The sequence below is a fragment of the Burkholderia sp. BE17 genome, from assembly GCF_009362305.1.
Lineage (GTDB): Bacteria > Pseudomonadota > Gammaproteobacteria > Burkholderiales > Burkholderiaceae > Burkholderia > Burkholderia pyrrocinia_C.
In genome coordinates, this window is the sequence record NZ_WHNU01000013.1 from 132,387 (window position 1) to 154,729 (window position 22,343).

A 22,343-nucleotide genomic window follows, 5' to 3' on the forward strand; every position below is an offset into this window, starting at 1 on the left:
CTAAACGCGGAGAGCAAGTCAGATACTCTCGCGAGCCATTTGCGATAAATACTCTTATCGCATGAGCTCCGCGGGCGACCTAAACTGTTTCCATGAAAACCACTCCCGTCCCGCGCTCGCGGACGGGGAACGGACCGTCCGACGGAACGCCCGCTGCCCTGCCCGACCTCCCCAGCCTGGCCGCGCTGGCGGCGCTGCGCGCCTGGCATGAAGGCCTCACCGCCCGCGCGGCGGTCGCGCGCTATCTGCCGCACCGCAAAGCCGACGGTCAATCGTCGCGCGGGATCCTCGGTCGCATCCGCCGCCAGCTCGTCGCGTGCGCGACGGTCCGCCAGCGGGACGATCTGATTCCACTGTTCATGCACCTGGCCGCAGACCGGACCCGCCATGCGGCGCAGGTCGTCGTCGCACTCGACGTGCTGCGCACCACGCCCATTCCCGTGCCGCAGCCGGCCGACCCGGTGAGCCGGTGGCTGCCGCCACGCATCGAACGCGCGCTCGCCGCAGCCCACATTGACTCGCTCGCCGAACTGCTCGTGCACCGGGCCCACCGCACGCGCTGGTGGCAGAACATTGCGGGACTCGGTCGTCAGGGCGCGCAAAGCATCGAGACTTTCCTGGCAGCCCATCCCGAGCTAGTTCAGCGCGCCGCCGTGCTCATCGCCAACGAGGCCAAAGAAGCTCAACTGGTCCCGCTGTGGTCCCTTGAATCTCTGCCCGCCGCCCTCGATGGCTCGCAGGGCCGCTTCCGGGCCCCACGCGACACATGCGGCCTCGTCGCGGCCAACGACTACCAGGCCATCGAGGCGTGGGTGGCGCTGCACGAGTCGGTACACACCGCACGCGCCTATCGGCGCGAGGCCGAGCGCCTGTTGCTGTGGGCGATTGTGGAACGCCGCGCCCCACTCTCGTCGCTCACCACCGATGATGCGATTGCCTATCGCGCCTTCTTGCGGCACCCCACGCCCGCCGCGCGCTGGACCGGGCCGCCGTGTCCACGAGCCACACCTGCCTGGCGCCCGTTTGCCGGGCGCCTGACGACGCGCTCAACAGCCTACGCGCTGGCAGTCCTGCGCGCCCTCTTCGGGTGGCTGGTGGGTCAGCACTATGTCGTGCTCAACCCGTTTGCGGGCGTCACCGTGCGCGGTGGCACGACACGCGCGCCGTTCGATACCGGGCGGGCCCTGACCGGTCGCGAGTGGAAGATCGTGCGGGCCGCCGCCGACCGACTCGAGCGGACCGGCTGGACCGAGCCGGCCGCCCAGCGGCTGCGTTTTGTGCTGGACTTCGGCTACGCGACAGGCTTGCGAGCGCAGGAACTGGTGGCCGCGACGCTCGGCAACATCACGGCGGACGCCCGCGAAGCGTTATGGCTGGAGGTAATGGGAAAAGGGGCGAAATCAGGGCGAGTCGCCTTGCCGCCACTCGCGCGGGACGCGCTGCGGCGCGCGCTGAAAGCGCGGGGTCTGCCGGTCATGCGCACCCGCTGGCATCCGGCCACCCAGTTGGTGGCCGCCCTCAATGTAGAGTATCGCGCGAAACACAATGCCGACACGGGTATCAGCGCGGCGCGATTGCGGCAGGTGTTAGGTGAGTTTTTTCGGGAGACCGCGGAACGCGTGAACACACGCCATCCAGCGCTTGCCGAAAAGCTACGGCGCGTGAGCCCGCACTGGCTGCGCCATACACACGCCACCCATGCACTGGACGCCGGCGTGGAACTGGTTGTCGTGCGTGACAACTTGCGCCACGCCTCGGTGGCAACCACGTCGACCTATCTCCATGGGGAAGAGGCGAAGCGCGCGCGCCAGGTCGCCGCAGCCTTCCGGCGTCCGCCGCGTGGATCGCGCCGTCAGAACCTTCCCCCGTCCGGCACGCGGCAGTGACGTATCAATCAAAAAAGCGTCAGTGTAAATTATGTCACGTTAATTCGTTATCCGAATGTAACGGCGGAATGCGCATGAAGACGACTTACGCCGAGCGATGGTAGACGCGGCAGATTGCACGTCGGCTGCGGATGGTCGAAGCCTTGCCGCTTGCCACTCTCGTTTAACCCGGTTCAAACCCGGTTTTTTGGGGGACCAGTCGCGACTGCGCACGTCACGTACCGTCGCAACCCGACCGCACAAGCGTTTTCCTTAGGTGCAAAGCACTGGCAATGACTTCTGTCCACCGACGCGATACGACGACCGCAGATTCGGAATCGCCAGACTGGTACCGGGAGCATTTAATCAGGAACGCCCCCGAATCCCGAGCAGCCGGAGCTTGGGCATCGTTGACTCATGTCAACGGCGACCGGTCGCGTGGGCATAGATTCAATTTCAACGGGAGATCCCTATTCCCGGGAAAGGAGACCACATCATGGATACGTTCCGGAAGTCCATCGTTTCGGCGATCATGGGCACGGCGCTCGCAATTGCCATCGTGCCTGTTCTGGCTCATGCCGCCGGCCCGACCGCTCATATCACGGTCTACGTTCTGCGCGGCGAGCAAGCGCCGAAGGGGCCCGATGGGCACGGACACGACATGATCGTGCCTGCCAATGTCGTGCTCAAGGCGGGCCAGCCGGTCGATCTCACCATCGTCAATTATGACGAAGGTGCCCATACGATCACGGCCGAAAAAATGAACTTGAACGTCATGATCGCCCCAGGCCATGAGCATGCGGATCAAACGGTGACGCCAGTGACCACGCACTATTCGTTCACCCCGGCTAAAAAGGGTGTTTTCAGGTGGCATTGCCTGACTCCCTGCGATAAGGGAGGCCATTACTGGGCGATGTCAAAAGGCGACGGTGGCGACGACCAGGTTGGCTACATGGCGGGCTACTTCATCGTGATGTAAGTTCCAAACGCTTCGGCCATCACGCTAGCGCGGAGCCGACGATGGCTGCGCGCCAGCGCCGAATGCGGGCAATCGCGGCGAATCTGATCGACTAGTTGGAATCGGGTACCTCATTCGCCCAGCGCGCGCTCTTGCCCCGATTTGACGTCGGGGGTACTTGGAGACTTGCCTATCGATGCTCATCAATCACCCGAGTTCTTCTCGTCAATTTAACTCTGACCAAGAGCACCGTGTGAGCCACGCGGCTTTTTCGGCCCCTCATCAGAAGTCACCTGTCGGCGATATAAGCCGGCTTCATTGAACGGATATTACATTAGGTGGATTTGCTTTCGATTATCCACGCTCGTGCCGCCACGCTGTCGCCACTCGCAAATACCCGCACGTCCCCCGGGATCACGAATCGAAACGCCGCCAAAGCAAATCGAACCCATTCAACGTCCGTCACGACAGCAATGCGTTCCCATTGCGTGATGTGCTGAACGCCAAGCTTGAAGTCTTCCCAGGCTGCGCCAGGATCCATGCCTGAGAAATCAGAGCCCAGCTCGTAATAACAGCGCACCCTCCTATGAGCGGCTAGGATCTCCGTCATTTTGGGGATCAGAATGTCCTCATAGTCCTTCCTGGTCACCTGTCCCTTGGCTACAAAGCCGACGACACCCGGTGGCATCTCATTGAGAATCTCGATCATCTCAGCTCCTTTTCCAGGTCAGCTCAGGTCAACCGACAAACTGCGGCCGGCACGATCGTCGTACACCGGGGCATGTGCGAGCGCCACACGAAGCCTGAGCGTCAGACGACGGTCGGCGCCCCGCCCTCACGGAACGATTGCCGCCGGTACAGGCACAAGGCCGACGAACAGTTCGTGACACACTGCCAAACACCAAGCTGGTCGCGGCCGCGTAAGATCAACCATTGAGTTCCCCGAGGACATGAGGCACCTCAAGGATGCGCGATCGAATCGCCAAACGCTTCGTCACGTTCTGCCTCATCGGACAGCAGGAACTCACGTCTCGCATCTTCAATCACGCGGCGGACATAGGCGTCGTGACCCGGCTGGCCGACTGTCTCCATATCCCAGTTGCGTTCTTCGGCGTCCGAGGGGTGAGGCTTTGGCAGCGGGATGGATACCTGCATCGGATCGTTCCCGCTGCCGTCACGGACGCGCTTGTACACCTCGTCCCGGATTTGTTCGGCGGTGAGTAGAGTTTTTGCCATGTCTTCCTCCCGTTCTCATCGGTAGTGCTGAAGCGTCGCTCCTGGGTAAGCTTCAATCGGCGGATGTGGGTATATCCCAAGCGCTCAGCGCACGACAAACTTTCCGAACATGCCTTCCTTGGCGTGCTGCGGCGTCGGGCACACATACCAATATGTGCCGACTTCATCTGCGACAAACGTTGTCGACAGCTTTGCGTAAGTAGCCTGCTTCAGAGTCTTCTTGCTGCGCCACGGCAGTAACGGCATGATCCGAGCGAGCCCCGGGCCGGTTGCCATCATCGCCATGTACGGATAGGGCGGCGGCTCCGGCGTCAGGATCAAGCCGTGTTCCATGTTAGCTCCGAAATCCATGTTCACCAGATTGAGGTGAACCACTGCCTTGGCGGGCACGATCAGCGTGGGATTCGTCAAGCCGCGAACTTCGAATGTCTGGTCATCATGTCCTGGTTGAACGGCGATCATGTCGATCGTGACGTCCGGTGCATCGAAAGTGACTGTATTCGTTTTGATATCGACCCTGCCTTGACGATCGCCGTCGCGGATGAAAGCCTGAACCTGGTCGTATGTCATTGAGTCTCGCCCCCAACCACCGCCGCCCGGGCCGATGGAGAAACCGCCCATCATGCCCGGTCCCATGCCGTAGCCGCCCATCATGCCCCACGCGTCTGAGCCACCCGAATAGCGCTGCGCCGACACTGGCATGGTGACGCCGAGCAACGTCATCGCCGCGGTCACGGCGAACACACGAATTCGAAAATTACGGGACATCATGTCCTCCTTCCACGCAGGGACTGGTTCCGCGCGCAGGAACTCCAATGCTTCCGGTCGGCGTGCCGCTTCTTGTACTCGCTTGCATCGATGTCGCGGCATGCATAGCGCTCGTCCAGAATGTCCAGCGCCGTGCCGTCACGGACATGACGTTCTACACGCCTGAATGCGATACACCCGTGTGATCTTCAACACCCTTGACACCCGGAATACCCTCGGCCGCGACGCGCATCGCTTGCACCTCGTTCGGCGCCCATGCGTAGTAACCCCAAAGATGCACAATCCCGTTCTTGACGATCACGTTTCGACCGGGAAAGCTCCATTTATGACCTGCGATTTCGGCCAACAGCATGCCTCGAATCTCGCGGTCACTTAGGACTTGCTGCAGGTTGGGCGTTGATGGCGAAATTGCGAGCGCCTGAACGAGATTGGCCCGGCTTACGATCCCGACAACCTCATTGCCGCGGACGACGGGGACGCGCCTGACGTGTGCCTTCTCAAGAAGGTGAGCCAGCTCGTCGATGGGCGTCATCTCCTCGACGGTCACGACGTGCTTGGTCATGACGTCCTTCACGAGATGCGCGTGCGTTTTCACATAATCCGCAGCGTCGTCGCGGCGGGCTGTCAGCAACTCCAGCCACCAGGCGCGGTGCGGCCTGTCGGTGTCGATCTCGACGCGCCGCACCAGATCCGACTCGCTAATCATCCCGATCAGACGTCCATTCTCGTCGATCACGGGCGCTCCGCTTATGCCGTGCTCGACGAGCAGCGCTGCTGTTTGCTGTACGGTCATGTCCGGCTTTACGGAAATCACTGCGGGTGTCATGACATCTATTGCGTGCATTGTCAGTCTCCTCGAATCCGCGTCAGGCAAGCGCCCTGCACGGCGCTTCCTGCATACCCGATATCGAGGTTAGGTGACCTGCGCATCGGTTCGTTGATATGAGTCAATGCCGTAGCCGTAGCTCGCCATGCCGAATATTCCAGACGTTTCGGCTTGGCTGCGCACATAGCCAAGCTGCCTTGGCCGCCCCGCCTGTCGATGTGCCCTTTGATCACGATCAATCGTCGACAGTTTGCATCGCAGTAAATATTGGCTAGTACCTTATGCCCGAGACACAAATCAGTACAGCACTCAGCGGCACACGGACATCAACTCCAACAGCGAACAGAACTGATGAACACCGCATCGACCGACAACGCCTCCCTCCCGAAGATTCCAGGACGCGTTGTGGCAGTCCGTGGCGCAGTCGTCGATATCACGTTCCCGACCGGCATGCTGCCGCCGGTGGACACTTCAGTTTCGATCGAAGTCGATGCCCGCAACTCAATCATTGCCGAGGTACAAGCCCACCTCGATGAGCGGACCGTTCGAGCACTGGCCATGCAATCGACCAGCGGGTTGCCGAGAGGGGCGGCGGCGAAAGCTTCCTGTCAGCCCATCGCAATTCCGGTCGGCAACGCTGTGCTTGGACGCCTGATCGACGTGATGGGTACGCCTGGCGACATGGGCGAGCCGCTTCCTCTCGATGTTCAACGCCGCCCCATCCACCAGCCACCGCCGGCATTGTCTGAGCAGGATAGTGCAACCGGCATATTCGCGACTGGCATCAAGGTCGTCGATCTCCTCGCCCCGCTCGCCCGGGGTGGCAAGGCGGCGATGTTCGGCGGCGCCGGCGTGGGCAAGACCGTTCTCGTCATGGAGTTGATTCATGCGATGGTCGAACGCTACAAGGGAATTTCCGTGTTCGCCGGTGTCGGGGAACGTTCGCGAGAAGGCCATGAACTGCTGGTGGACATGCAGCATTCCGGCGTGCTGCCAAAGACCGTGCTCGTGTACGGTCAGATGAACGAACCCCCAGGGGCGCGCTGGCGTGTTCCCCTAACCGCCTTGACCGTTGCAGAATATTTTCGCGACGAACAGCACCAGAACGTGCTGCTCCTGATGGACAACGTATTCCGCTTCGTCCAGGCCGGCGCCGAAGTATCGGGTTTGCTCGGGCGACTCCCGTCACGCGTCGGCTATCAGCCGACGTTGGCGAGCGAAGTCGCGGCGTTGCAGGAGCGCATCGTTTCCGTTGGCGGGGTCTCGATCACGGCGATCGAGGCCGTGTACGTTCCGGCGGACGATTTCACGGACCCCGCTGTCACGACTATCGCCGCGCACGTCGACAGCATGGTCGTTCTGTCGCGCACAATGGCCGCCGAAGGCATGTATCCGGCGATCGATCCGATCGCATCGTCGTCGATTCTGCTCGATCCGCTGGTGGTCGGAGCCGAACACGTCCAGGTCGCAACCGACGTGCGGCGCACGATCGAGCACTACCGCGAGTTGCAGGACGTCATTTCGCTGCTCGGCATCGAGGAACTGGGAGCGGACGACCGCCGGATCGTCGGCCGGGCCCGCCGTCTGCAGCGATTTTTGACCCAGCCGTTCGCCGTCACCGAAGCGTTCACGGGTGTGCCGGGCCGCTCCGTCACGGCCGACGACACCATTGCAGGATGCCGCGCGATTCTGGACGGCGAATGCGACGCGTGGCGGGAACAATCGCTATACATGGTCGGAGCGCTGGACGAAGCACGCGAGCGGGAGCGGGAAACGTCATGAGCACGGCGCTTCACATGACCATCGCGACGCCCGCAGGGATGCTGGTCGATACACCTGACGTCGTCGCCTTCCGTGCGGACGACGCCACCGGCAGTTTCGGTGTTCTGCCCGGGCATACGGATTTTCTGACCGTGCTGTCACCCTGTGTCATGCGTTGGCGCACTGCAGACGGCACACGCCGGTTTTGTGCAGTGAGCGGTGGAGTTTTACGGGTCATCGACGGAAAAGACATCAGTATCGAGTGCCGTGACGGAGAACTCGGCGATGCGCTTCAGACACTGGAAGCCCGCGTACGGGAAAGCCGCGAATCACGTCTCGATGCGACGCGTAGAGTGCGAGTCGAACAAACGCGCCTCAATGCCCAAGCCATTCGGCAGATACTGAAGTATCTGCGTCCCGGCACACCGGGCGCAGCCGTACGCGCGGACGGTACAAACGAGGGCGCCGGCCATGAGCGGTAATCCCGGAAAAGAGTCGCCTGCTCGGCCCGGTCCGGAGGCGAAAACTCAGGAGCCCGACGCGCCGGTACTTGAACAGACCGCGCAACGCGCCGTTCAGCGAGACAGGCAGGCACGTGACGTGCCGGAGCCGACACTGGGCTCCAGACTCGGGCAGATCGGAATGCTCGGCTGGATTATCGTGATTCCGGCCTTGCTGGCGTTATGGCTGGGCCATTGGCTCGACCGGCATTTTCAAACCGGCGTGTTCTTCTCCGCGCCACTACTGATGCTGGGTGCGGCGTTCGGCCTGTGGTCCGCATGGCGCTGGATGCATCGCCAAGGTCCAGGGAGCTGAAACATGATGCAAATCCAGACGTTGTCGGTTCCTGTCCAGACTGCCGCAGGCGGCTTAACCGGTGGGGCCGTCGGCCTTGCCTATTTTGCGTCGCTGCTCGCCAACGTGCGCTGGTACGTACGGGATGCCATCAGCATCGCCATCATCGTGCATCTCGTTCGTTTCGGCATGATCGTCCTGGTGCTATTTGGACTGGCGCAAATTGGATACATCGCGTTGCTGTGCGGCCTCGCCGGCATCATGCTCGCTCGCCGCGTGATGATCCGGCTGCCGGGAGGTTCGTCATGATGCATTCACCGCTCATGACCGAACCGCTGTTTCGCATCGGGGGGGTGCCTGTCTCTACGCCGGTGGCGACCACCTGGGCGCTGATGGCGCTCATTGCCGTCGCCGCGGTAGCGATGCGACGGCGGCTGTCGCTGACCCCGGGCAAACTCCAGACCGCCGCCGAGTTGTTCGTCTCGACGCTCGACAACCAGTTGCGGGACACGATGCAAGTTGAACCTGCGCGTTGCCGGACGTTGATCGGGACGTTGTTCCTGTTCATCCTGACTTGCAACTGGTCCGGCGTGATCCCGGGTGTCGAACCCCCTACCGCCCATCTTGAAACCGACGCAGCCCTTGCCGGTGTCGTCTTCGTGTCGACGGTGTTCTACGGCATCCGCGAACGCGGTATCGCCCGCTATCTCGCCTCTTTTGCACAACCGACCTGGATCATGATTCCGCTCAATCTGGTCGAGCAGATAACCCGTACCTTTTCGCTGATCGTGCGCTTGTTCGGCAACGTCATGAGCGGCGTGTTCGTGATTGGCATTGTACTGTCGCTCGCGGGCCTGCTGGTTCCGATTCCGCTCATGGCGCTTGACCTGCTGACAGGTGCGGTTCAGGCATACATTTTCACGATACTCGCGGCAGTCTTCATCGGCGCCGCGCTCGGCAGCGAAGGCGCGCCCGCGTCGCATCCACCGCAAGGAGCATCATGAACAACTGGATTCAAATCGCAAGCATCGTCGCCGCAGCCATTGCTGTTTCATTCGGCGCAATCGGCCCGGCACTGGCTGAGGGCCGCGCCGTGGCCGCCGCGATGGATGCTTTGGCACGCCAGCCTGAATCGGCTGGCACGATTTCACGAACGTTGTTTGTCGGTCTGGCGATGATCGAAACCATGGCGATCTACTGTCTCGTGGTCGCCCTGCTCGTTCTGTTTGCCAATCCGTTTACCAAGTAAGCATTGGCCATGCGAATCGACTGGTGGACACTCGGCTTCCAGACGATCAACGTCCTCGTCCTGATTTGGCTGCTGTCGCGCTTTCTGTTCAAGCCGGTTGCCAAGATCATGGCGGATCGTCAGCAAGCCGCTGCGCGTCTTCTGCAGGACGCATCGGCCGCCCGCGACGCGGCGCAGCAGGATCGCGACAAGGCGGCGAGAGATGTTGCCGAGCAAGAGGCAACTCGCCTGAAACGATCGAGTGCGGCCACAGTCGAGGTCGAGCACCTTAAGGCATCGCTGCTCGCCGACGCACGTGCCGAGGCCGATGCGCTGAGAAAAGCCGCCGAGGCTGAAGTCGAAGCGATGAAGAAGGACGCGCGGCGTGACAACGCGGCACGGGCCAGCCAGTTTGCGATCGACATCGCGGCCCGATTGCTCACGACACTCCCTGCAAGCACGCTGGTGGAAGGATTCATCGAGCCACTCGCCGAAGCGGTCAGGGCACTGCCTGCGGAGGACCGCGCACGCCTCGGCCGCGACGGTGAAATGCCGCGCCTGATTGCCCCGCGTACGTTGCGGGACGACGAGTTGGCTCGCTGTCGCTCGATGCTCGCAACGGCGTTGGGTTACGACACGCCGATACAGGCTGACGTCGATCCGACTTTGATCGCAGGGCTCGAACTCGTCGCGCCCCACGTCATCGTGCGAAACAGCTTTCGACATAGTCTGGAATCCCTGAAAAGCGACCTCATTTCCCATGGCGACGAACGAAACGCGTGAAGGCACCGCCGATGCGTGGCTGGCGCACGGCAGAACCGTGCTGGCGGCGCTGAATCTCGCACCGCAGGCGGAATCGGTCGGGCGCGTCGAGCACATCGCTGACGGCATTGCACGGGTGAGCGGCCTTCCGTATGTTCGCCTGAACGAGTTGCTGCAATTTGACGGAGGACAGTTCGGCTTCGCGCTGAATCTGGACGTCGACACGCTCAGTTGCGTGTTGCTCGACACCGAAAGCGGCATTGCGGCCGGCACGCGCGTCTCGGGTACCGGCCGCGTCGTCGAAGTGCCGGTGGGCTCGAACCTATTCGGGCGCGTCGTCGATCCGCTAGGGAGGCCACTCGATCGCGGCCAACCGCCGAAATGTTCGTCGTCCCTTCCGATCGAACGCGCCGCGCCGTCGATCATCGAACGCGCAGCGGTCTCTCAACCAGTCGAAACAGGCATCCTCTTGATCGACGCGCTTTTCGCGATCGGCCGCGGACAGCGCGAGCTGATCATCGGCGATCGGGCAACGGGCAAGACGTCCATCGCGGTCGACGCAATCGTCAACCAGAAGCATTCCGACGTGATCTGCGTGTACGTGGCGATTGGCCAGCGGGCCACCGCAGTCGAACGCGTAATCGATGCGGTTCGACGTAACGGCGCACCGGAACGCTGTATCTTCGTCGTCGCATCGGCGGCCGATCCGCCCGGTCTGCAATGGATCGCCCCGTTCGCCGCGTTCAGCATTGCGGAATACTTCCGCGACCGGGGTCAGCACGCACTCGTGGTCATCGACGATCTGACCAAGCACGCCGCAACGCATCGTGAGCTGGCGCTGCTGGCACGAGATCCGCCCGGGCGAGAGGCCTATCCTGGCGATATCTTCTACCTGCATGCCCGCCTGCTTGAGCGGGCAGCCAAGCTTTCCGCGGAGCGTGGAGGCGGCTCGTTGACCGCGCTGCCCATTGCGGAAACCGATGCCGGGAATCTCGCGGCGTACATTCCAACCAATCTGATCTCGATTACCGATGGGCAGATCGTTCTCGACTCCCACCTGTTCGCGGCCAACCAGCGTCCCGCGATCGATGTCGGGCTTAGCATCAGCCGAGTCGGCGGCAAGGCCCAGCTTCCGGCACTGAGAGCCGCCTCTGGAAGGTTGCGACTCGATTACGCACAATTTCTCGAGCTCGAGATGTTCACGCGCTTCGGCGGGCTCAGCGATACGAGAATCAAGGCGCAAATCGCTCGTGGGGAACGCATTCGCGCATTGATTGCGCAACCGCGATTCGCGCCGCTACGCCCGGTAGGTGAGATCGCATTGCTGTTTGCGCTGGCCGACGGCGTATTCGATGCATGCGCACCGTCGGCGATCGCGGCGGTGCGAGTCGCTCTTCCCGCCCGCCTCGATTCGACCGGCATCGCGACAAAGCTCGGTCCCATGCTCATTGCCGGCGACAACGTGTCATCCGATGATCGCGCCGAGCTCATCCGCATCGTCCGCGATCTCATACCGCAATCCGCGGAAATCCGGAGCGACCGATGAGCAATCGGCTTGGCGACGTTCAGAACCGACTGGGTACGGTCCGCGAACTGGAATCCGTGGTGAGCGCAATGCGCGGCATCGCGGCGACACGAACGCGAGAAGCACTCGCACGCCTGCCGGGAATCCGGGCATGCGCCGATCTGATTGGCCTTGCGATCGCTGACGCGATGAGCATTGCCCTACTACAGTCACCCGAGAGTCCGAGGTCGCCGCTTCCAGACGACACCCATGTCTATATCGTTATCGGCGCGGAACACGGCTTCGTCGGAACCTACAATCAACGTGTGCTTGAGGCAATCCGCCGGCCGGCAACCGGAGCCATCGAGTATTTCGTCGTGGGCGATCGCGCGCGAAGTACGGCCGACGAATTCGGTCTCCCGGTGGCCTGGTCATCGGCAATGATCGTTCACGCCGATGCCGTGTCTGATCTCGCAGCGAAGATCATCAATGCGCTGTATCGTCGCCTGCGTCACGGCAACGCATCGCATGTAACGCTCGTGCACGGTGTACCGCAAGCGATCAGCGAAGCGGCCATCCTGACGACATCGCTGCTGCCCTTCGATTTCCGGCGTTTCAAACCGGTCACACGCCCCTTTCCGCCGGTCGTCTCGCTCCCGGTGCAGCAATTGCAGGAGAGACTGGCCGAGGAATACGTGTACACGCAGATTTGCGAGGCCATTATCCTGTCGTTCGCCGCGGAAAACGAAGCGCGCATGCGCGCGATGATCGCGGCGAAACGCAATATCGATGACACCGCACAGCGCCTGAACCGCGACTATCACCGCTTGAGACAGGAGCAAATCACTGCCGAAATCGTTGAACTATCAACCGTCGACGGAGGCTTCGCCTCATGATTCACTAACGGATTGCGATTGATTGCTTGAGATCACCGTCGGCCGCCGAAGAAACGGTCGGCGCACCGTGTCATATGTCAGCGCTGAAAAACAACGACTTTATTGCCACGGCCACGATCGGGATTCGCCCTATCGCCCGGTCTCACGGTCATGTCATACGATCCTTCGACACCATTGCCGCACATGATGTCCGATGCCCTTGTCAGGTATCGGCGAGCGAGTCGCGAGTACGAAACACTGATTTGCCACCGGACGTATCATCGCCAGCATCCCGCCAAGGGATCGCACCAGCGATGCGGCCCCCTTCCAACATCGAGACCTTTACGTTTCCGCTCAATCGACTACCTTAGCTAGGCATACGGGGATTTTTGCAAACGAACCAACAAAGCGGCCGCATCCGATTCAGGATATTTTTCTCCTGAATGGCGTGTGACGCGACAAATATTCGATGCTTAAGCGAAAAAATATGCTTGGCCACCGGCCGTGGCGCACAAAGGTCGTACGGTTGTCCAGTTGCGTGCCCTATGTCGGCCTGCTCATCGCGATGCTCATGACAGCAATATGTGCGCTCTCGTTGTATCAGAGTCGGCGCGACGCCACCACGTATACCCGCGAGAACCTCAGAAATATCGCGCTCATTGCACAGCGGGACATCGAGCGAAACTTTGAACTGTACGAGAGTTCGTTGCAAACGCTCGCTGGCAGGCTGGGAAATGCCCGAATCATGCAGATGCCACCGACGCTTCGCCGCCAGTTCTTGCTCGATGGTCTGGCGAACTCGAATACGCTGGGCTCCATCCTTGCCATCGACCCGACGGGACGCGTGATACTTGATTCCGAAGACGCGACACCCCACACAAGAAATTTGTCCGATCAAATCTACTTCACGGCACAGCGTGATCACCCCACACTGGGTTTTTTTCTCAGCCCACCTTTTCACTCCAGGGCGCGGCGCGGCGATTTATGTGTCGCTTTGAGCTTGCGAATCCCCGCGCCAGTCGGCAAATTTGGCGGCGTCGTCGTCATGATCATCAGTCTCGACTATTTCCGTCAGCTGCTGTCGGTGCTTTCTCTCGGTCCAGGCGGATCAGCGTCGCTTATCGGAAAAGACGGGATGATGGTGATGCGCGTGCCATACCAGGCGAGTGTCATCGGAAAAAATATCAGTGGCGCCTCCACCTTCAAGCGCTTCATGGCCTCGGCTGAAGGATCGTTCAGCGAGACGGCAAGTCTTGATGGGGTACGTCGCCTTTACTGGTTCGCCCAAATGGGGCGCCTGCCGTGGATCATCATGGTGGCTGCCGCCCATGACGACATCTACCGCCCCTGGGGTAAGCGTGCGGCAACCATCGGGGCACTGGTGTTGTCGCTCGGCGCACTGATTGTCGTCTTGTCTTATCTTCTTGGCGGACAACTACGACGACGGGCGCAGATCGAAGCCGAGCTGCAATTGCTGGCAGAAACCGACGCGCTGACCGGGCTGAACAATCGCAGGCTGCTGGACAGGATCCTCAAGGCCGAATGTCATGAGGCAATCCACGCGCGAACTCCGATTTCGTTGCTGTTCATCGACCTGGACAGATTCAAGGGTTACAACGACACGTATGGCCACGTGGCAGGTGACGCGGCACTTGCAGCCGTGGCGCGATGCATTGTCGAGAACCTTCGACAACCCGGCGACCATGCGTGTCGATACGGCGGCGAGGAATTTGTGGTCGTGCTTCCAAATGCAACCGAGCGGCACGCGTACGACGTGGCCGAACGGATTCGAACTGAAATCGAGAATCGGAACCTTGCACACGCGCTCAACGAATCGGGTTGCGTGACTGTCAGTATCGGCATCGTGACGTGGCGGCCGGACCGGGGCGATGACCTCGCGGCATTGCTTCACGCTGCCGATTCTGCCGTCTACCGTGCCAAAGCCCGGGGCCGTAACCGGACCGTCGTCTTCAACGAATAGAGGGCGACGTGGTGGTTCGTCACGTACCGCACCACATCGGTTCGAGCCATCCCGTCCGTCTCCCCCGCGGCTTGCAATACTGCGAAGCGTCGATCACGGCCCTTTCAACGCCCGTCGTCAGGTCGCGACACGTAGAGCGAAAGGTATGCAGAACATCCTGTCGTCACCCTCGATGGGCCTGCCCGACGACACCATCACGCTCGACGCACTGCGCTGGATGCATGGATATTCGTCGATCCACTGTGGCGACGGGACGCCCTGATCCCGTCTTTTAAGCGCAATTTAATTCTCGCGACCTACGGTAAAAGCGTCGCGGCATGGAAGCGCCGTAGCCGTGTTTTTTGCCCGGTACGTTTGCCTCTGCGCGACAGGAGCGTGGTCATGGCAAGCATCGGATTCAAGCGTATCGCGGTCGCCAGTGTCGCAATTGCAGCGTTGTCGGCAAGTTGCATGTCGAAGACATCACTTGCCGCGGCGCCGGCGACGCTTGCTCCGCAAGGCGTTCTACCGGCAACGTCTGGCATGGGGGCCTATCCGGGAATCGTGTCCGACTTCGAGAACATGGCGAGGGTAGACGGGCCCGCTGTCGTAGCAGTCAACGTGTCTCAATTTGACAAGACATCGAGTGTGCAGCAGCTATGGCCTCCGCCAGGCACCGCAAACGATCCGTTCCTTCGCTTCTTCAGGAAATTCTCTCCCGCACCTGGCGCCGATCGCGGTGCCCTCACATGACAACACGCCAGCGGCTTCATCCTCTCGCCGGACGGCGACATCCTCACAGATGCCAGCGACATTGCCGGCGCCTCGAGAATTACCATCACCCTCTCTGACGGGAAAACGTATCCCGCCAGAGTAATCGGAAGCGACCCGGCAAGCGGCCTCGCGCTGCTTCAAATTCGCGCGAAAGGGCTGCCGGTTGCCAGAATCGGATCGCCCTCAGCGCTCAAAGCCGGCGAATGGGTCGCATCGATGGGTTCCCCATACGGACTCGGAAACTCGATCGTGAAGGGCATCGTAAGCAATACCTCCCGTCTGCTTCCTGACCAATCGTACGCTCCATTGATCCATACCGATCTAACCGAGAACGCCGGCGATGGCGGTAGTCCGCTCCTGAATCTCAAGGGCGAAGTCGTCGGTATCGAAATGCCGCTTCCGGACGACGGCCACGCGTACCAGGGTCTGGCCTTCGCGATGCCGATCGACGAAGCCATGAAGGTTGAGCGCCAGCTGAAGTTGCACGGCAAGGCCACCCATGGGCGCATCGGTGTCGCAGTGCAAGAAGTGACGGATCCGCTCGCCCGATCGTTCGGGATGGCGCGGCCGAATGGCGCGCTCGTCGCGTCGATCGACTCGGGTGGTCCTGCAGCAAAGGCAGGCTTGCGGGCAGGCGACGTCATCGTTGGGATCAACGGCACGGCAGTTTCGGATTCGACACATTTACCGGCGACTGTGGCCGATCTGAGCCCTGGCGCCACGATCGATCTCGGCTACTGGCGAAATCACGCTGTCCATCACGCGACAGTGGTTCTGTCGTCGATGGACTCCCACGACCTTCCCGTCAACACGATGAATCGCGCGTCCTCCGGCGCATACGGACTTGGGGTACGCAATCTGACGGGTGACGAAGAACGGGCCGCCGGAGTTCAGGGTGGCGTACGCGTCGAGCAAAGTAGCGGGCCGGCTGCGCTAGCAGGAATCGAACCGGGCGACATCATTCTGCGGATCAACAGCACCCCGGTGACGAGCACGGCTCAGTTCTTTAAGAATATCGCGCGTTCCGCTCATAACGTAGCGCTCCTGGTCGACCGGAGCGGCTCGCGAATGTTCGTCACCATGGAGGTGAGCTGAAGACGTTTCGGAGCAAACACGTCGACACGGAGCACAGCAGGAGGCAATCATGAAGTCCTCATCCAGAATGGCGCTCGGCGTCGCGACAGCAGCGATTGCCGTGTTCGCCCGAAGCGGGTTGGCCGCAGAGCTGACGTCGCTTCCGTCACTCGAGCATTCAGGCCAGGTTACTTACCTGTCCGGCGGAATCGGGAGCGATCAATCGGCCGCGATCAAACAGGAGATGGCCAAATATTCGCTCGCGCTTGAGTTCGCGGGACACACGAGCAGCGGGAACGAATATTTGGCAGATATCCCAGTGCAGATCGTCGACGCACATGGCAAGACCGTGCTCTCGACGGTGACTGCCGGACCTTTTCTGCTCGTATCGATGCCGGCCCGGCACTATGCCGTAACGGCCACATATCACGGAAAAGTCATGCGTCGGAGCGTCGCAATACAGGCGTCGTCGCATTCCCATGCGGTGTTCGTCTGGACGATGTGAATCGGCACGAGGCGCCGGGCTACCCCGTTCGGCGACCGTTTCAGGAACGGCAGCAGCCGTGACCGCACGAGCGCCTTTTGTCTCGAAGGAGTTGGCATGAACGAGAAGCCGATCGAGTCTACGGGACCCGATGTCAATCGCCGTCGTTGGCTCATCGCGACAACCGTCGCGAGCGGCGTCGGCTCAGTAGCAGCGGCTATTCCCTTCGTGGATTCGCTGACGCCGCCCGCCAGCGCACTCGCCGCAGGCGCCCCGGTCAAGGTCGACATCAGTCAGTTGTCAGAGGGCGGGCTGTTGACGGCTGCATGGAGAGGCAAACCGGTGTTCATCGTCGACCGATCGCCGGCCATGCTCGCAAGCGTCATCAAGGCGACCCCGCTGGTCGCTGATCCCGACTCGCTTCACGCGTTCTCGATGCCTCTGCCGAACTATTGCAAAAACCCGTTTCGCTCGCGGCCCGACCACCGGAACATTCTCGTCGTGGTCGGCGTTTGCACGCATCTCGGTTGTACACCGACCCCCAGGTTTCAATCCGGGCCCCAGCCGAACCTGCCGGACAACTGGCCAGGCGGTTTCCTGTGTCCATGCCACGGGTCAACCTACGATCTGGCCGGACGTGTATTCCGCGACAAGCCGGCCCCGCAGAACCTCGACGTTCCTCGCTACATGTTCCTGTCACCAACCGAATTGCTGATCGGTCAGGACGAACATTGCGCAGCATAGCGTCGACAAACCCGCGGAATTGTCCATTCCCGCGCTCAACGCCCACGGTTGAAGCGCAAGGGTGGCGCATTTCCCATCAGGTACGCCTAAAGCGTCTAGCTCTTCCTGCCATGCGAGAGTTCCAGTCATCGATCCACCGCTGCCACTCATCTTTTATGTCACACTGTGACGCAACTTGGCCGATGGATTCGGCTTTTGCCGCGTGGCATCGAGAGGACACCGTTGAACATCTGGCACATGACAATTGCCGCGGGAATCTGCTTGCTCCTCATCGCGTGTTCTCGTCGCGAGGGTGTATTGGGACAGTCGCCTGTGTTCTCCGCAACGTCCAACATATCTGCGACAAAAGTCGCGGATTGCGTCGCTCGTCGGTGGAAACAGAGCACGCGGCAGTTGCATCTCGGCGAGCGCGCAGGAACGATTACGTTGCGCGCCGAATCGTTCTTCAGAGGTGTGCCAGTCGGACTGCGTATCGTGCCGGACGGGCATCATTCACGCGTCGAGTATTTCCGTCTGCGCAATGCCGACGGACTCTATTTGTCGATGGTTCGCGGCTGTCTCCATCACCACGTGATCCATGGTGCGGCAGGCACGCCGGCCGACCCGCAATCATGAGGACGCGAAACCTGGCCGCGCAGATCCGCCGATGTTGGTGAGGGTCACTCGTCAACGCACAGACCACAACACGCGACCGCCATCGTCATCCCGCAGGACAATGGCACCGATATATCACTGCTCGCGAATACCCGGGTAGCGGTCGCAGTTCAGGATAGACGAGCGCGTCACTGCAATTCCGACGGTTTCAGCATGACGCTCACCACGTGCGCACGCCAGACTTTGCACTTCGCGGTCACGGGGATCCACGCACCACGAGGCCGCAGCCGCGCTGAAGCACGAACAGTCACCGTTGAATCGACCAGCGGCTCGCTGTTGGACTGACCCTCCGTCCCGCGAAAAGCACGAACCTTGGCTCTCAGTAACCGGACATCAGGCGCGAGAAACATGTCGTACTTCGCCGACGTTCGAATCCATCGGTCGATTTCCGCGACGCAATGGATGACGATCGGACGAACGTTCATACGTGCCAGGTAGAGGTAATCCTCGGGAATCGTATCTTCGGCACGCACGCGTGCGACAGACACAAACAGCAGCAGCAACGTGACAAGAAAAATCAGCAGGCCCTTCACGAGTCGAGACGAACGCGGTTAATGATCTTCGATGCCCTGGAACAATGCCCCGGAAGGTCATCGGTGGTCAGCGGGAAAATAGCGTGTCGACAACGCTTCGTACAGCGGCGGAGCAAAGAATCGCGACACGCGGCTGGCGATCAGCGCCGTGGCCATCAACGAGATGACGAGTGCGTGGCCGTTGATCATCTCGATGACGATCACGAACGCAGTGATCGGGCTCTGCGTGACCGCAGCAAGATAGCCGACCATGCCAAGCGCGATCAGCATCTGCAGTTGCATGCCCGAGAACAGGGTATGCAGCGTGTTGCCGATCCCGGCACCGATCGCGAGCGACGGTGCAAACAACCCGCCCGGCGCGCCGGGCAGGTACGAGCCGATCATCGAAACCATCTTGAACACCGGGTACAGCACGCTCACGTTCGTGTGGCTTTCGAGCATGCTCCGGGCTTCCGTGTATCCGCTGCCGAACGTATGGCCGTGCGTCGCCACACCGACGACCGCGACGACCAGCCCGCACGCCGCGCCGAACAGCACGGGCTGGCCGGCACGAAAATCCTGAAGCCGCCGCGGCATCCAGCGTCGCGTGTTGAGCAACAACCAGCAGAAGATTCCGCCCATGACGCCCGCGATCACACCGATGAGGACGACAGCAAGCGCCAGCGACTGAGGCAGGTGCGCCCCTACGTCGATCGTGCCGAAATAAACGTAGTTACCCTGAATGCCGAGCGACACGATACCGGCGAAGATGATCGCCGTGATCAGCACGCCACTCGTCCGTTGTTCGAAACTGCGCGTGAGTTCCTCGATCGCAAATACGACACCGGCAAGCGGTGCATTGAACGCGGCGGAAAGGCCTGCCGCCGCGCCCGCGAGGGCCAGCCGGTGCTCGAGCACGCCCGGGCGAATCGCACGAAACCGCTGAGGATAAAACTGCCGCAGGTTGAACATGAGTGCGGCCCCGACGTGAATCGTCGGGCCTTCGCGGCCGATCGTGAACCCGCCGAGAATGGCCAGGAACGAGACGAGTATCTTCCCGATCAGGATCCGGATCTTGAGCAGCCGCGCACCCGTGTTGCCCGGCGCATGCAGCATGGCAATCACCTGTGGAATGCCGCTCCCCTCCGCACCATCGAAGAATCTCCGCGTCAGCCAGACCGTCACCGCACCGATCAGCGGCGTGACGATCAGCGGCAACCATGCATGTTCGGCGGCATAGCCCAGAAACACCGCGTAGCCGAAATCGATCAGCTTCGCGTAAAGCACCGCGACGAGGCCGACAGCCACCGCACCCAGCCAGAACACGCCATAGTGAAGCCACAGACGCCGCGCATGCAGCAACGCGCGTCGATCTGCGAGCGCGGAAATGCGGATCATCGGTCTCCCCCTACCCACTCGTCAGTCTTGTTCATTTTCAAACGCTGTCCGGATCGTTCAGGTTCGCCGCGGCGGCGGCGTCATACCGAATGCGATCGCCAACCATACTGCAACCATGCCGGCACACATCAGAAACACCATGTTCGGGCCGCCTTGCTTGAGCAGCCAGCCGCCGACGATGCCGCCGAGCGCGAGCCCGATCGACTGCGTGGTGTTGTAAACCCCCGTGGCCGCGCCCTTGCGCGAACCCGGCGCGAGCTTCGACACGAGCGACGGCTGCGACGCTTCCAGGATGTTGAACCCGAGAAAGTAGACGAACAGAATCGCAGCCACAATCAGGATGGTATGCGGCGCGCTGCCCAGCAGCAATTGACCGATCAGGATAGCCAGAATGCCGCCGAGCAGCACCGGCTTCATCTTGCCCCGTTTTTCAGCGACGATGATCGCCGGAACCATCATCACGAACGCGAGCCCCATCACCGGCAGGTAAACCTTCCAGTGCGCGGCGACCGGCAGGCCGCCGTCGACGAGCAGGCGCGGCACGACGAGGAACAGCGCCGTCTGCGTCGCGTGTAGCACCAGCACGCCGAAGTTCAGGCGCAGCAGCTCGACGTTGTGCAGCACCTCGGCGAACGGTGCCGGCACGTGCACGGGCTTCGCCGCGTCGGGCACGATCCACAGCACGACGCCGATCGCGAGGATCGACAGTACGCCGACGATCGCGAACAGCCCGCTCATCCCGACCCAGTGGAACACGATCGGCGCACCGACGATCGCGACCGCGAACGACACGCCGATCGAGCCGCCGACCATCGCCATCGCCTTCGTGCGGTTCTGCTCGGAGGTCAGATCGGCGATGAACGCGAGCACCGCGGACGACACGGCGCCCATCCCCTGGATCACGCGGCCGACGATGATCCACGTGATGTCGTGCGCGAACGCGGCGACGAAGCTGCCGATCGCGAAGATCACGAGGCCCGTGGCGATCACCGGCTTGCGGCCGAACTTGTCCGACGCCCAGCCGTAGAAGATGTAGAACAGCGACTGCGTGACGCCGTAGGCCCCGAGCGCGATGCCGACGAGCAGCACGTTATCGCCGCCCGGGATGGTTTTCGCGTAGACCGAGAACACCGGCATGATCATGAACAGGCCGAGCATGCGCAGCGCGAAGATCGCCGCGAGCGACGTGGTCGCGCGCAATTCGGGCGCAGTCATGCGGGAAGACACGGTGGACGACTGGGACATCGTTGACGCGATTTACCGAACAAATCAAACAACGGACAAAAAAAACCCAGCTGGGGAGCCGGGTTCAAGAAGCTCGCCCCGGTCTTTCGTATCGGGACGACCGGACGTCGAGTGACGCGAGCTGAGGGAGCACATCTGAATTCAACATTCCGCAGAATTTCCGCATCGTAACATGGCAACTAGTCATGATGTGACATTTCTCCTACTCTTGTTAAGGTGGCTGTATTCACCCCTCATGTGACCGAGAAATTCTTCGATTCATCCTTCAATTTATTTACAAAACTCCGCCGCCCGTCAAAATGGAGCAGCACCGTTCACTGCGCTTCCAGCAGGGGGGCCGCCATCCGTTCCGTTGATCTGCGACCCATTCCGTTCGATCGAACGCCCTCTTCGGGAGACCCGTGATGAAAGGCTTGATGCGATATGCGGTAGTGTTGACCGTTGTGCTTTTCGGCGGATGCCACTCCGCAACAAAGACGTCCAGCACTGCTGGCATGATGAATCAGGGAACCGCAAATGGTCAGGCAATCGGAACGCCGTCGACCATGGCTGACGAATTGAACAACCCCAACAGCCCGCTCGCGAAGCGCAGTATCTATTTCGATTTCGACAGCTATGAAGTGAAGCCTGAATACCAGTCGACACTGCAGGCACATGCCGACTATCTGCGCCTTCATCCGAGCCGACATGTCCTGATCCAGGGGAATACCGACGAACGTGGCACCAGCGAATACAACCTCGCGTTGGGCGAGCGCCGGTCGCAGGCCGTGCTTCGCACCCTGGAAACGCTCGGCGTACCCGATGCACAGATCGAGGCAGTCAGCTTCGGCAAGGAGAAGCCGGTTGCATTGGGCCACGACGAAGCGTCGTGGGCACAGAATCGTCGCGCGGATATCGTTTATCGATGAAGCGCCAGCGTG

23 protein-coding genes and 3 pseudogenes are annotated in these 22,343 nt (G+C 61.2%); 19 read left to right on the plus strand and 7 right to left on the minus strand.

Annotation, left to right across the window (positions count from 1 at the left end):
• Nucleotides 1–92: 92 nt before the first annotated feature.
• Both GD429_RS13730 and GD429_RS13735 read left to right on the plus strand, forming a co-directional pair.
• A complete protein-coding gene (locus GD429_RS13730; protein WP_152857410.1) occupies nt 93–1,886 on the plus strand; it encodes a phage integrase family protein in 1,794 nt (597 codons plus the stop codon).
• Nucleotides 1,887–2,361: 475 nt separating this feature from the next.
• Complete coding sequence (locus GD429_RS13735; RefSeq protein ID WP_152857411.1) at nt 2,362–2,844, plus strand: hypothetical protein; 483 nt, start codon at nt 2,362–2,364, stop codon at nt 2,842–2,844.
• A 313-nt stretch (nt 2,845–3,157) separates the two neighbouring features.
• On the opposite strand, the gene GD429_RS13740 is transcribed toward GD429_RS13735, so the two are convergent.
• From GD429_RS13740 to GD429_RS13755, 4 genes are all read right to left on the minus strand, one after another.
• On the minus strand, nt 3,158–3,532 hold the full coding sequence (locus GD429_RS13740) for an STAS/SEC14 domain-containing protein (protein ID WP_152857412.1): 375 nt from the start codon (nt 3,530–3,532) through the stop codon (nt 3,158–3,160).
• A gap of 251 nt (nt 3,533–3,783) precedes the next feature.
• A complete protein-coding gene (locus GD429_RS13745; protein ID WP_152857413.1) occupies nt 3,784–4,059 on the minus strand; it encodes a hypothetical protein in 276 nt (91 codons plus the stop codon).
• A gap of 84 nt (nt 4,060–4,143) precedes the next feature.
• Nucleotides 4,144–4,830, minus strand: coding sequence for a hypothetical protein (locus tag GD429_RS13750; protein ID WP_152857414.1), 687 nt, complete (start codon nt 4,828–4,830; stop codon nt 4,144–4,146).
• A gap of 151 nt (nt 4,831–4,981) precedes the next feature.
• On the minus strand, nt 4,982–5,671 hold the full coding sequence (locus GD429_RS13755) for a CBS domain-containing protein (protein WP_152857415.1): 690 nt from the start codon (nt 5,669–5,671) through the stop codon (nt 4,982–4,984).
• Nucleotides 5,672–6,004: 333 nt separating this feature from the next.
• On the opposite strand from GD429_RS13755, the gene atpD reads away from it, so the two are divergent.
• From atpD to GD429_RS13830, 16 genes and pseudogenes are all read left to right on the plus strand, one after another.
• A complete protein-coding gene (gene atpD / locus GD429_RS13760) occupies nt 6,005–7,435 on the plus strand; it encodes a F0F1 ATP synthase subunit beta (protein WP_152857416.1) in 1,431 nt (476 codons plus the stop codon).
• Nucleotides 7,432–7,896 (plus strand): F0F1 ATP synthase subunit epsilon, encoded by a 465-nt coding sequence (locus tag GD429_RS13765; RefSeq protein ID WP_152857417.1) that lies wholly within the window; start codon nt 7,432–7,434, stop codon nt 7,894–7,896. The genes atpD and GD429_RS13765 overlap by 4 nt, the downstream gene beginning before the upstream one ends.
• Nucleotides 7,897–8,014: 118 nt before the next feature.
• Nucleotides 8,015–8,230, plus strand: a pseudogene (locus GD429_RS42030) (AtpZ/AtpI family protein); the annotation flags it as partial.
• A 3-nt stretch (nt 8,231–8,233) separates the two neighbouring features.
• Entirely contained in the window at nt 8,234–8,518 is a 285-nt protein-coding gene (locus GD429_RS13775; protein WP_152857418.1) for an ATP synthase subunit I, read from the plus strand.
• On the plus strand, nt 8,515–9,213 hold the full coding sequence (locus GD429_RS13780) for a F0F1 ATP synthase subunit A (protein WP_152857419.1): 699 nt from the start codon (nt 8,515–8,517) through the stop codon (nt 9,211–9,213). Before GD429_RS13775 ends, GD429_RS13780 begins: the two co-directional genes overlap by 4 nt.
• Nucleotides 9,210–9,458, plus strand: a complete 249-nt coding sequence (locus GD429_RS13785; protein ID WP_152857420.1) for a F0F1 ATP synthase subunit C — start codon at nt 9,210–9,212, stop codon at nt 9,456–9,458. The genes GD429_RS13780 and GD429_RS13785 overlap by 4 nt, the downstream gene beginning before the upstream one ends.
• Before the next feature lie 9 nt (nt 9,459–9,467).
• Nucleotides 9,468–10,220: a F0F1 ATP synthase subunit B gene (locus GD429_RS13790; protein ID WP_152857421.1), complete on the plus strand. Its 753-nt coding sequence runs from the start codon at nt 9,468–9,470 to the stop codon at nt 10,218–10,220.
• Nucleotides 10,198–11,724, plus strand: a pseudogene (locus tag GD429_RS13795) (F0F1 ATP synthase subunit alpha); the annotation flags it as partial. The gene GD429_RS13790 and the pseudogene GD429_RS13795, both read left to right, overlap by 23 nt.
• Nucleotides 11,725–11,741: 17 nt before the next feature.
• The gene (locus GD429_RS13800) at nt 11,742–12,599 is read left to right on the plus strand and encodes a F0F1 ATP synthase subunit gamma (protein WP_152857423.1); all 858 of its coding nucleotides are present in this window, start codon (nt 11,742–11,744) and stop codon (nt 12,597–12,599) included.
• 448 nt (nt 12,600–13,047) lie between these two features.
• Nucleotides 13,048–14,559, plus strand: coding sequence for a diguanylate cyclase (locus tag GD429_RS13805; protein ID WP_227791641.1), 1,512 nt, complete (start codon nt 13,048–13,050; stop codon nt 14,557–14,559).
• A 381-nt stretch (nt 14,560–14,940) separates the two neighbouring features.
• A complete protein-coding gene (locus GD429_RS13810) occupies nt 14,941–15,291 on the plus strand; it encodes a hypothetical protein (protein WP_152857424.1) in 351 nt (116 codons plus the stop codon).
• 18 nt (nt 15,292–15,309) lie between these two features.
• Nucleotides 15,310–16,407, plus strand: coding sequence for a PDZ domain-containing protein (locus GD429_RS13815; RefSeq protein ID WP_321574597.1), 1,098 nt, complete (start codon nt 15,310–15,312; stop codon nt 16,405–16,407).
• Nucleotides 16,408–16,456: 49 nt separating this feature from the next.
• On the plus strand, nt 16,457–16,891 hold the full coding sequence (locus GD429_RS13820) for a carboxypeptidase regulatory-like domain-containing protein (RefSeq protein ID WP_227791642.1): 435 nt from the start codon (nt 16,457–16,459) through the stop codon (nt 16,889–16,891).
• A gap of 96 nt (nt 16,892–16,987) precedes the next feature.
• Complete coding sequence (petA, locus tag GD429_RS13825) at nt 16,988–17,614, plus strand: ubiquinol-cytochrome c reductase iron-sulfur subunit (RefSeq protein ID WP_152857425.1); 627 nt, start codon at nt 16,988–16,990, stop codon at nt 17,612–17,614.
• Nucleotides 17,578–17,796: pseudogene (locus GD429_RS42035) on the plus strand (hypothetical protein); the annotation flags it as partial. The gene petA and the pseudogene GD429_RS42035, both read left to right, overlap by 37 nt.
• Nucleotides 17,797–17,836: 40 nt before the next feature.
• Nucleotides 17,837–18,229: a hypothetical protein gene (locus tag GD429_RS13830; protein ID WP_152857426.1), complete on the plus strand. Its 393-nt coding sequence runs from the start codon at nt 17,837–17,839 to the stop codon at nt 18,227–18,229.
• A gap of 167 nt (nt 18,230–18,396) precedes the next feature.
• Here GD429_RS13830 and GD429_RS13835 read toward each other — a convergent pair whose 3' ends face one another.
• The 3 genes from GD429_RS13835 to GD429_RS13845 are packed head-to-tail and all read right to left on the minus strand — an operon-like array spanning nt 18,397 to nt 21,423.
• On the minus strand, nt 18,397–18,801 hold the full coding sequence (locus GD429_RS13835; RefSeq protein WP_321574595.1) for a BspC domain-containing protein: 405 nt from the start codon (nt 18,799–18,801) through the stop codon (nt 18,397–18,399).
• A gap of 57 nt (nt 18,802–18,858) precedes the next feature.
• Nucleotides 18,859–20,178 (minus strand): chloride channel protein, encoded by a 1,320-nt coding sequence (locus tag GD429_RS13840; protein ID WP_152857427.1) that lies wholly within the window; start codon nt 20,176–20,178, stop codon nt 18,859–18,861.
• A 57-nt stretch (nt 20,179–20,235) separates the two neighbouring features.
• Entirely contained in the window at nt 20,236–21,423 is a 1,188-nt protein-coding gene (locus GD429_RS13845; protein ID WP_321574596.1) for an MFS transporter, read from the minus strand.
• 404 nt (nt 21,424–21,827) lie between these two features.
• Between GD429_RS13845 and pal the strand changes: the two genes are divergently transcribed.
• Nucleotides 21,828–22,331, plus strand: a complete 504-nt coding sequence (pal, locus tag GD429_RS13850) for a peptidoglycan-associated lipoprotein Pal (protein WP_152857429.1) — start codon at nt 21,828–21,830, stop codon at nt 22,329–22,331.
• The last annotated feature ends 12 nt before the right edge of the window (nt 22,332–22,343 follow it).

What these genes read in the sequence shown, in the direction of transcription:
- GD429_RS13810 (WP_152857424.1), top strand. Translation starts at nt 14,941, where the DNA reads ATGGCAAGCATCGGATTCAAGCGTATCGCGGTCGCCAGTGTCGCAATT.
- GD429_RS13790 (WP_152857421.1), top strand. Translation starts at nt 9,468, where the DNA reads ATGCGAATCGACTGGTGGACACTCGGCTTCCAGACGATCAACGTCCTC.
- GD429_RS13730 (WP_152857410.1), top strand. Translation starts at nt 93, where the DNA reads ATGAAAACCACTCCCGTCCCGCGCTCGCGGACGGGGAACGGACCGTCC.
- GD429_RS13755 (WP_152857415.1), bottom strand. Translation starts at nt 5,671, where the DNA reads ATGCACGCAATAGATGTCATGACACCCGCAGTGATTTCCGTAAAGCCG.
- GD429_RS13845 (WP_321574596.1), bottom strand. Translation starts at nt 21,423, where the DNA reads ATGTCCCAGTCGTCCACCGTGTCTTCCCGCATGACTGCGCCCGAATTG.
- GD429_RS13735 (WP_152857411.1), top strand. Translation starts at nt 2,362, where the DNA reads ATGGATACGTTCCGGAAGTCCATCGTTTCGGCGATCATGGGCACGGCG.
- GD429_RS13805 (WP_227791641.1), top strand. Translation starts at nt 13,048, where the DNA reads ATGCTTAAGCGAAAAAATATGCTTGGCCACCGGCCGTGGCGCACAAAG.
- GD429_RS13765 (WP_152857417.1), top strand. Translation starts at nt 7,432, where the DNA reads ATGAGCACGGCGCTTCACATGACCATCGCGACGCCCGCAGGGATGCTG.
- GD429_RS13775 (WP_152857418.1), top strand. Translation starts at nt 8,234, where the DNA reads ATGATGCAAATCCAGACGTTGTCGGTTCCTGTCCAGACTGCCGCAGGC.
- GD429_RS13745 (WP_152857413.1), bottom strand. Translation starts at nt 4,059, where the DNA reads ATGGCAAAAACTCTACTCACCGCCGAACAAATCCGGGACGAGGTGTAC.
- GD429_RS13800 (WP_152857423.1), top strand. Translation starts at nt 11,742, where the DNA reads ATGAGCAATCGGCTTGGCGACGTTCAGAACCGACTGGGTACGGTCCGC.
- GD429_RS13750 (WP_152857414.1), bottom strand. Translation starts at nt 4,830, where the DNA reads ATGATGTCCCGTAATTTTCGAATTCGTGTGTTCGCCGTGACCGCGGCG.
- GD429_RS13740 (WP_152857412.1), bottom strand. Translation starts at nt 3,532, where the DNA reads ATGATCGAGATTCTCAATGAGATGCCACCGGGTGTCGTCGGCTTTGTA.
- GD429_RS13785 (WP_152857420.1), top strand. Translation starts at nt 9,210, where the DNA reads ATGAACAACTGGATTCAAATCGCAAGCATCGTCGCCGCAGCCATTGCT.
- atpD (WP_152857416.1), top strand. Translation starts at nt 6,005, where the DNA reads ATGAACACCGCATCGACCGACAACGCCTCCCTCCCGAAGATTCCAGGA.
- GD429_RS13820 (WP_227791642.1), top strand. Translation starts at nt 16,457, where the DNA reads ATGAAGTCCTCATCCAGAATGGCGCTCGGCGTCGCGACAGCAGCGATT.
- petA (WP_152857425.1), top strand. Translation starts at nt 16,988, where the DNA reads ATGAACGAGAAGCCGATCGAGTCTACGGGACCCGATGTCAATCGCCGT.
- GD429_RS13780 (WP_152857419.1), top strand. Translation starts at nt 8,515, where the DNA reads ATGATGCATTCACCGCTCATGACCGAACCGCTGTTTCGCATCGGGGGG.
- pal (WP_152857429.1), top strand. Translation starts at nt 21,828, where the DNA reads ATGAAAGGCTTGATGCGATATGCGGTAGTGTTGACCGTTGTGCTTTTC.
- GD429_RS13840 (WP_152857427.1), bottom strand. Translation starts at nt 20,178, where the DNA reads ATGATCCGCATTTCCGCGCTCGCAGATCGACGCGCGTTGCTGCATGCG.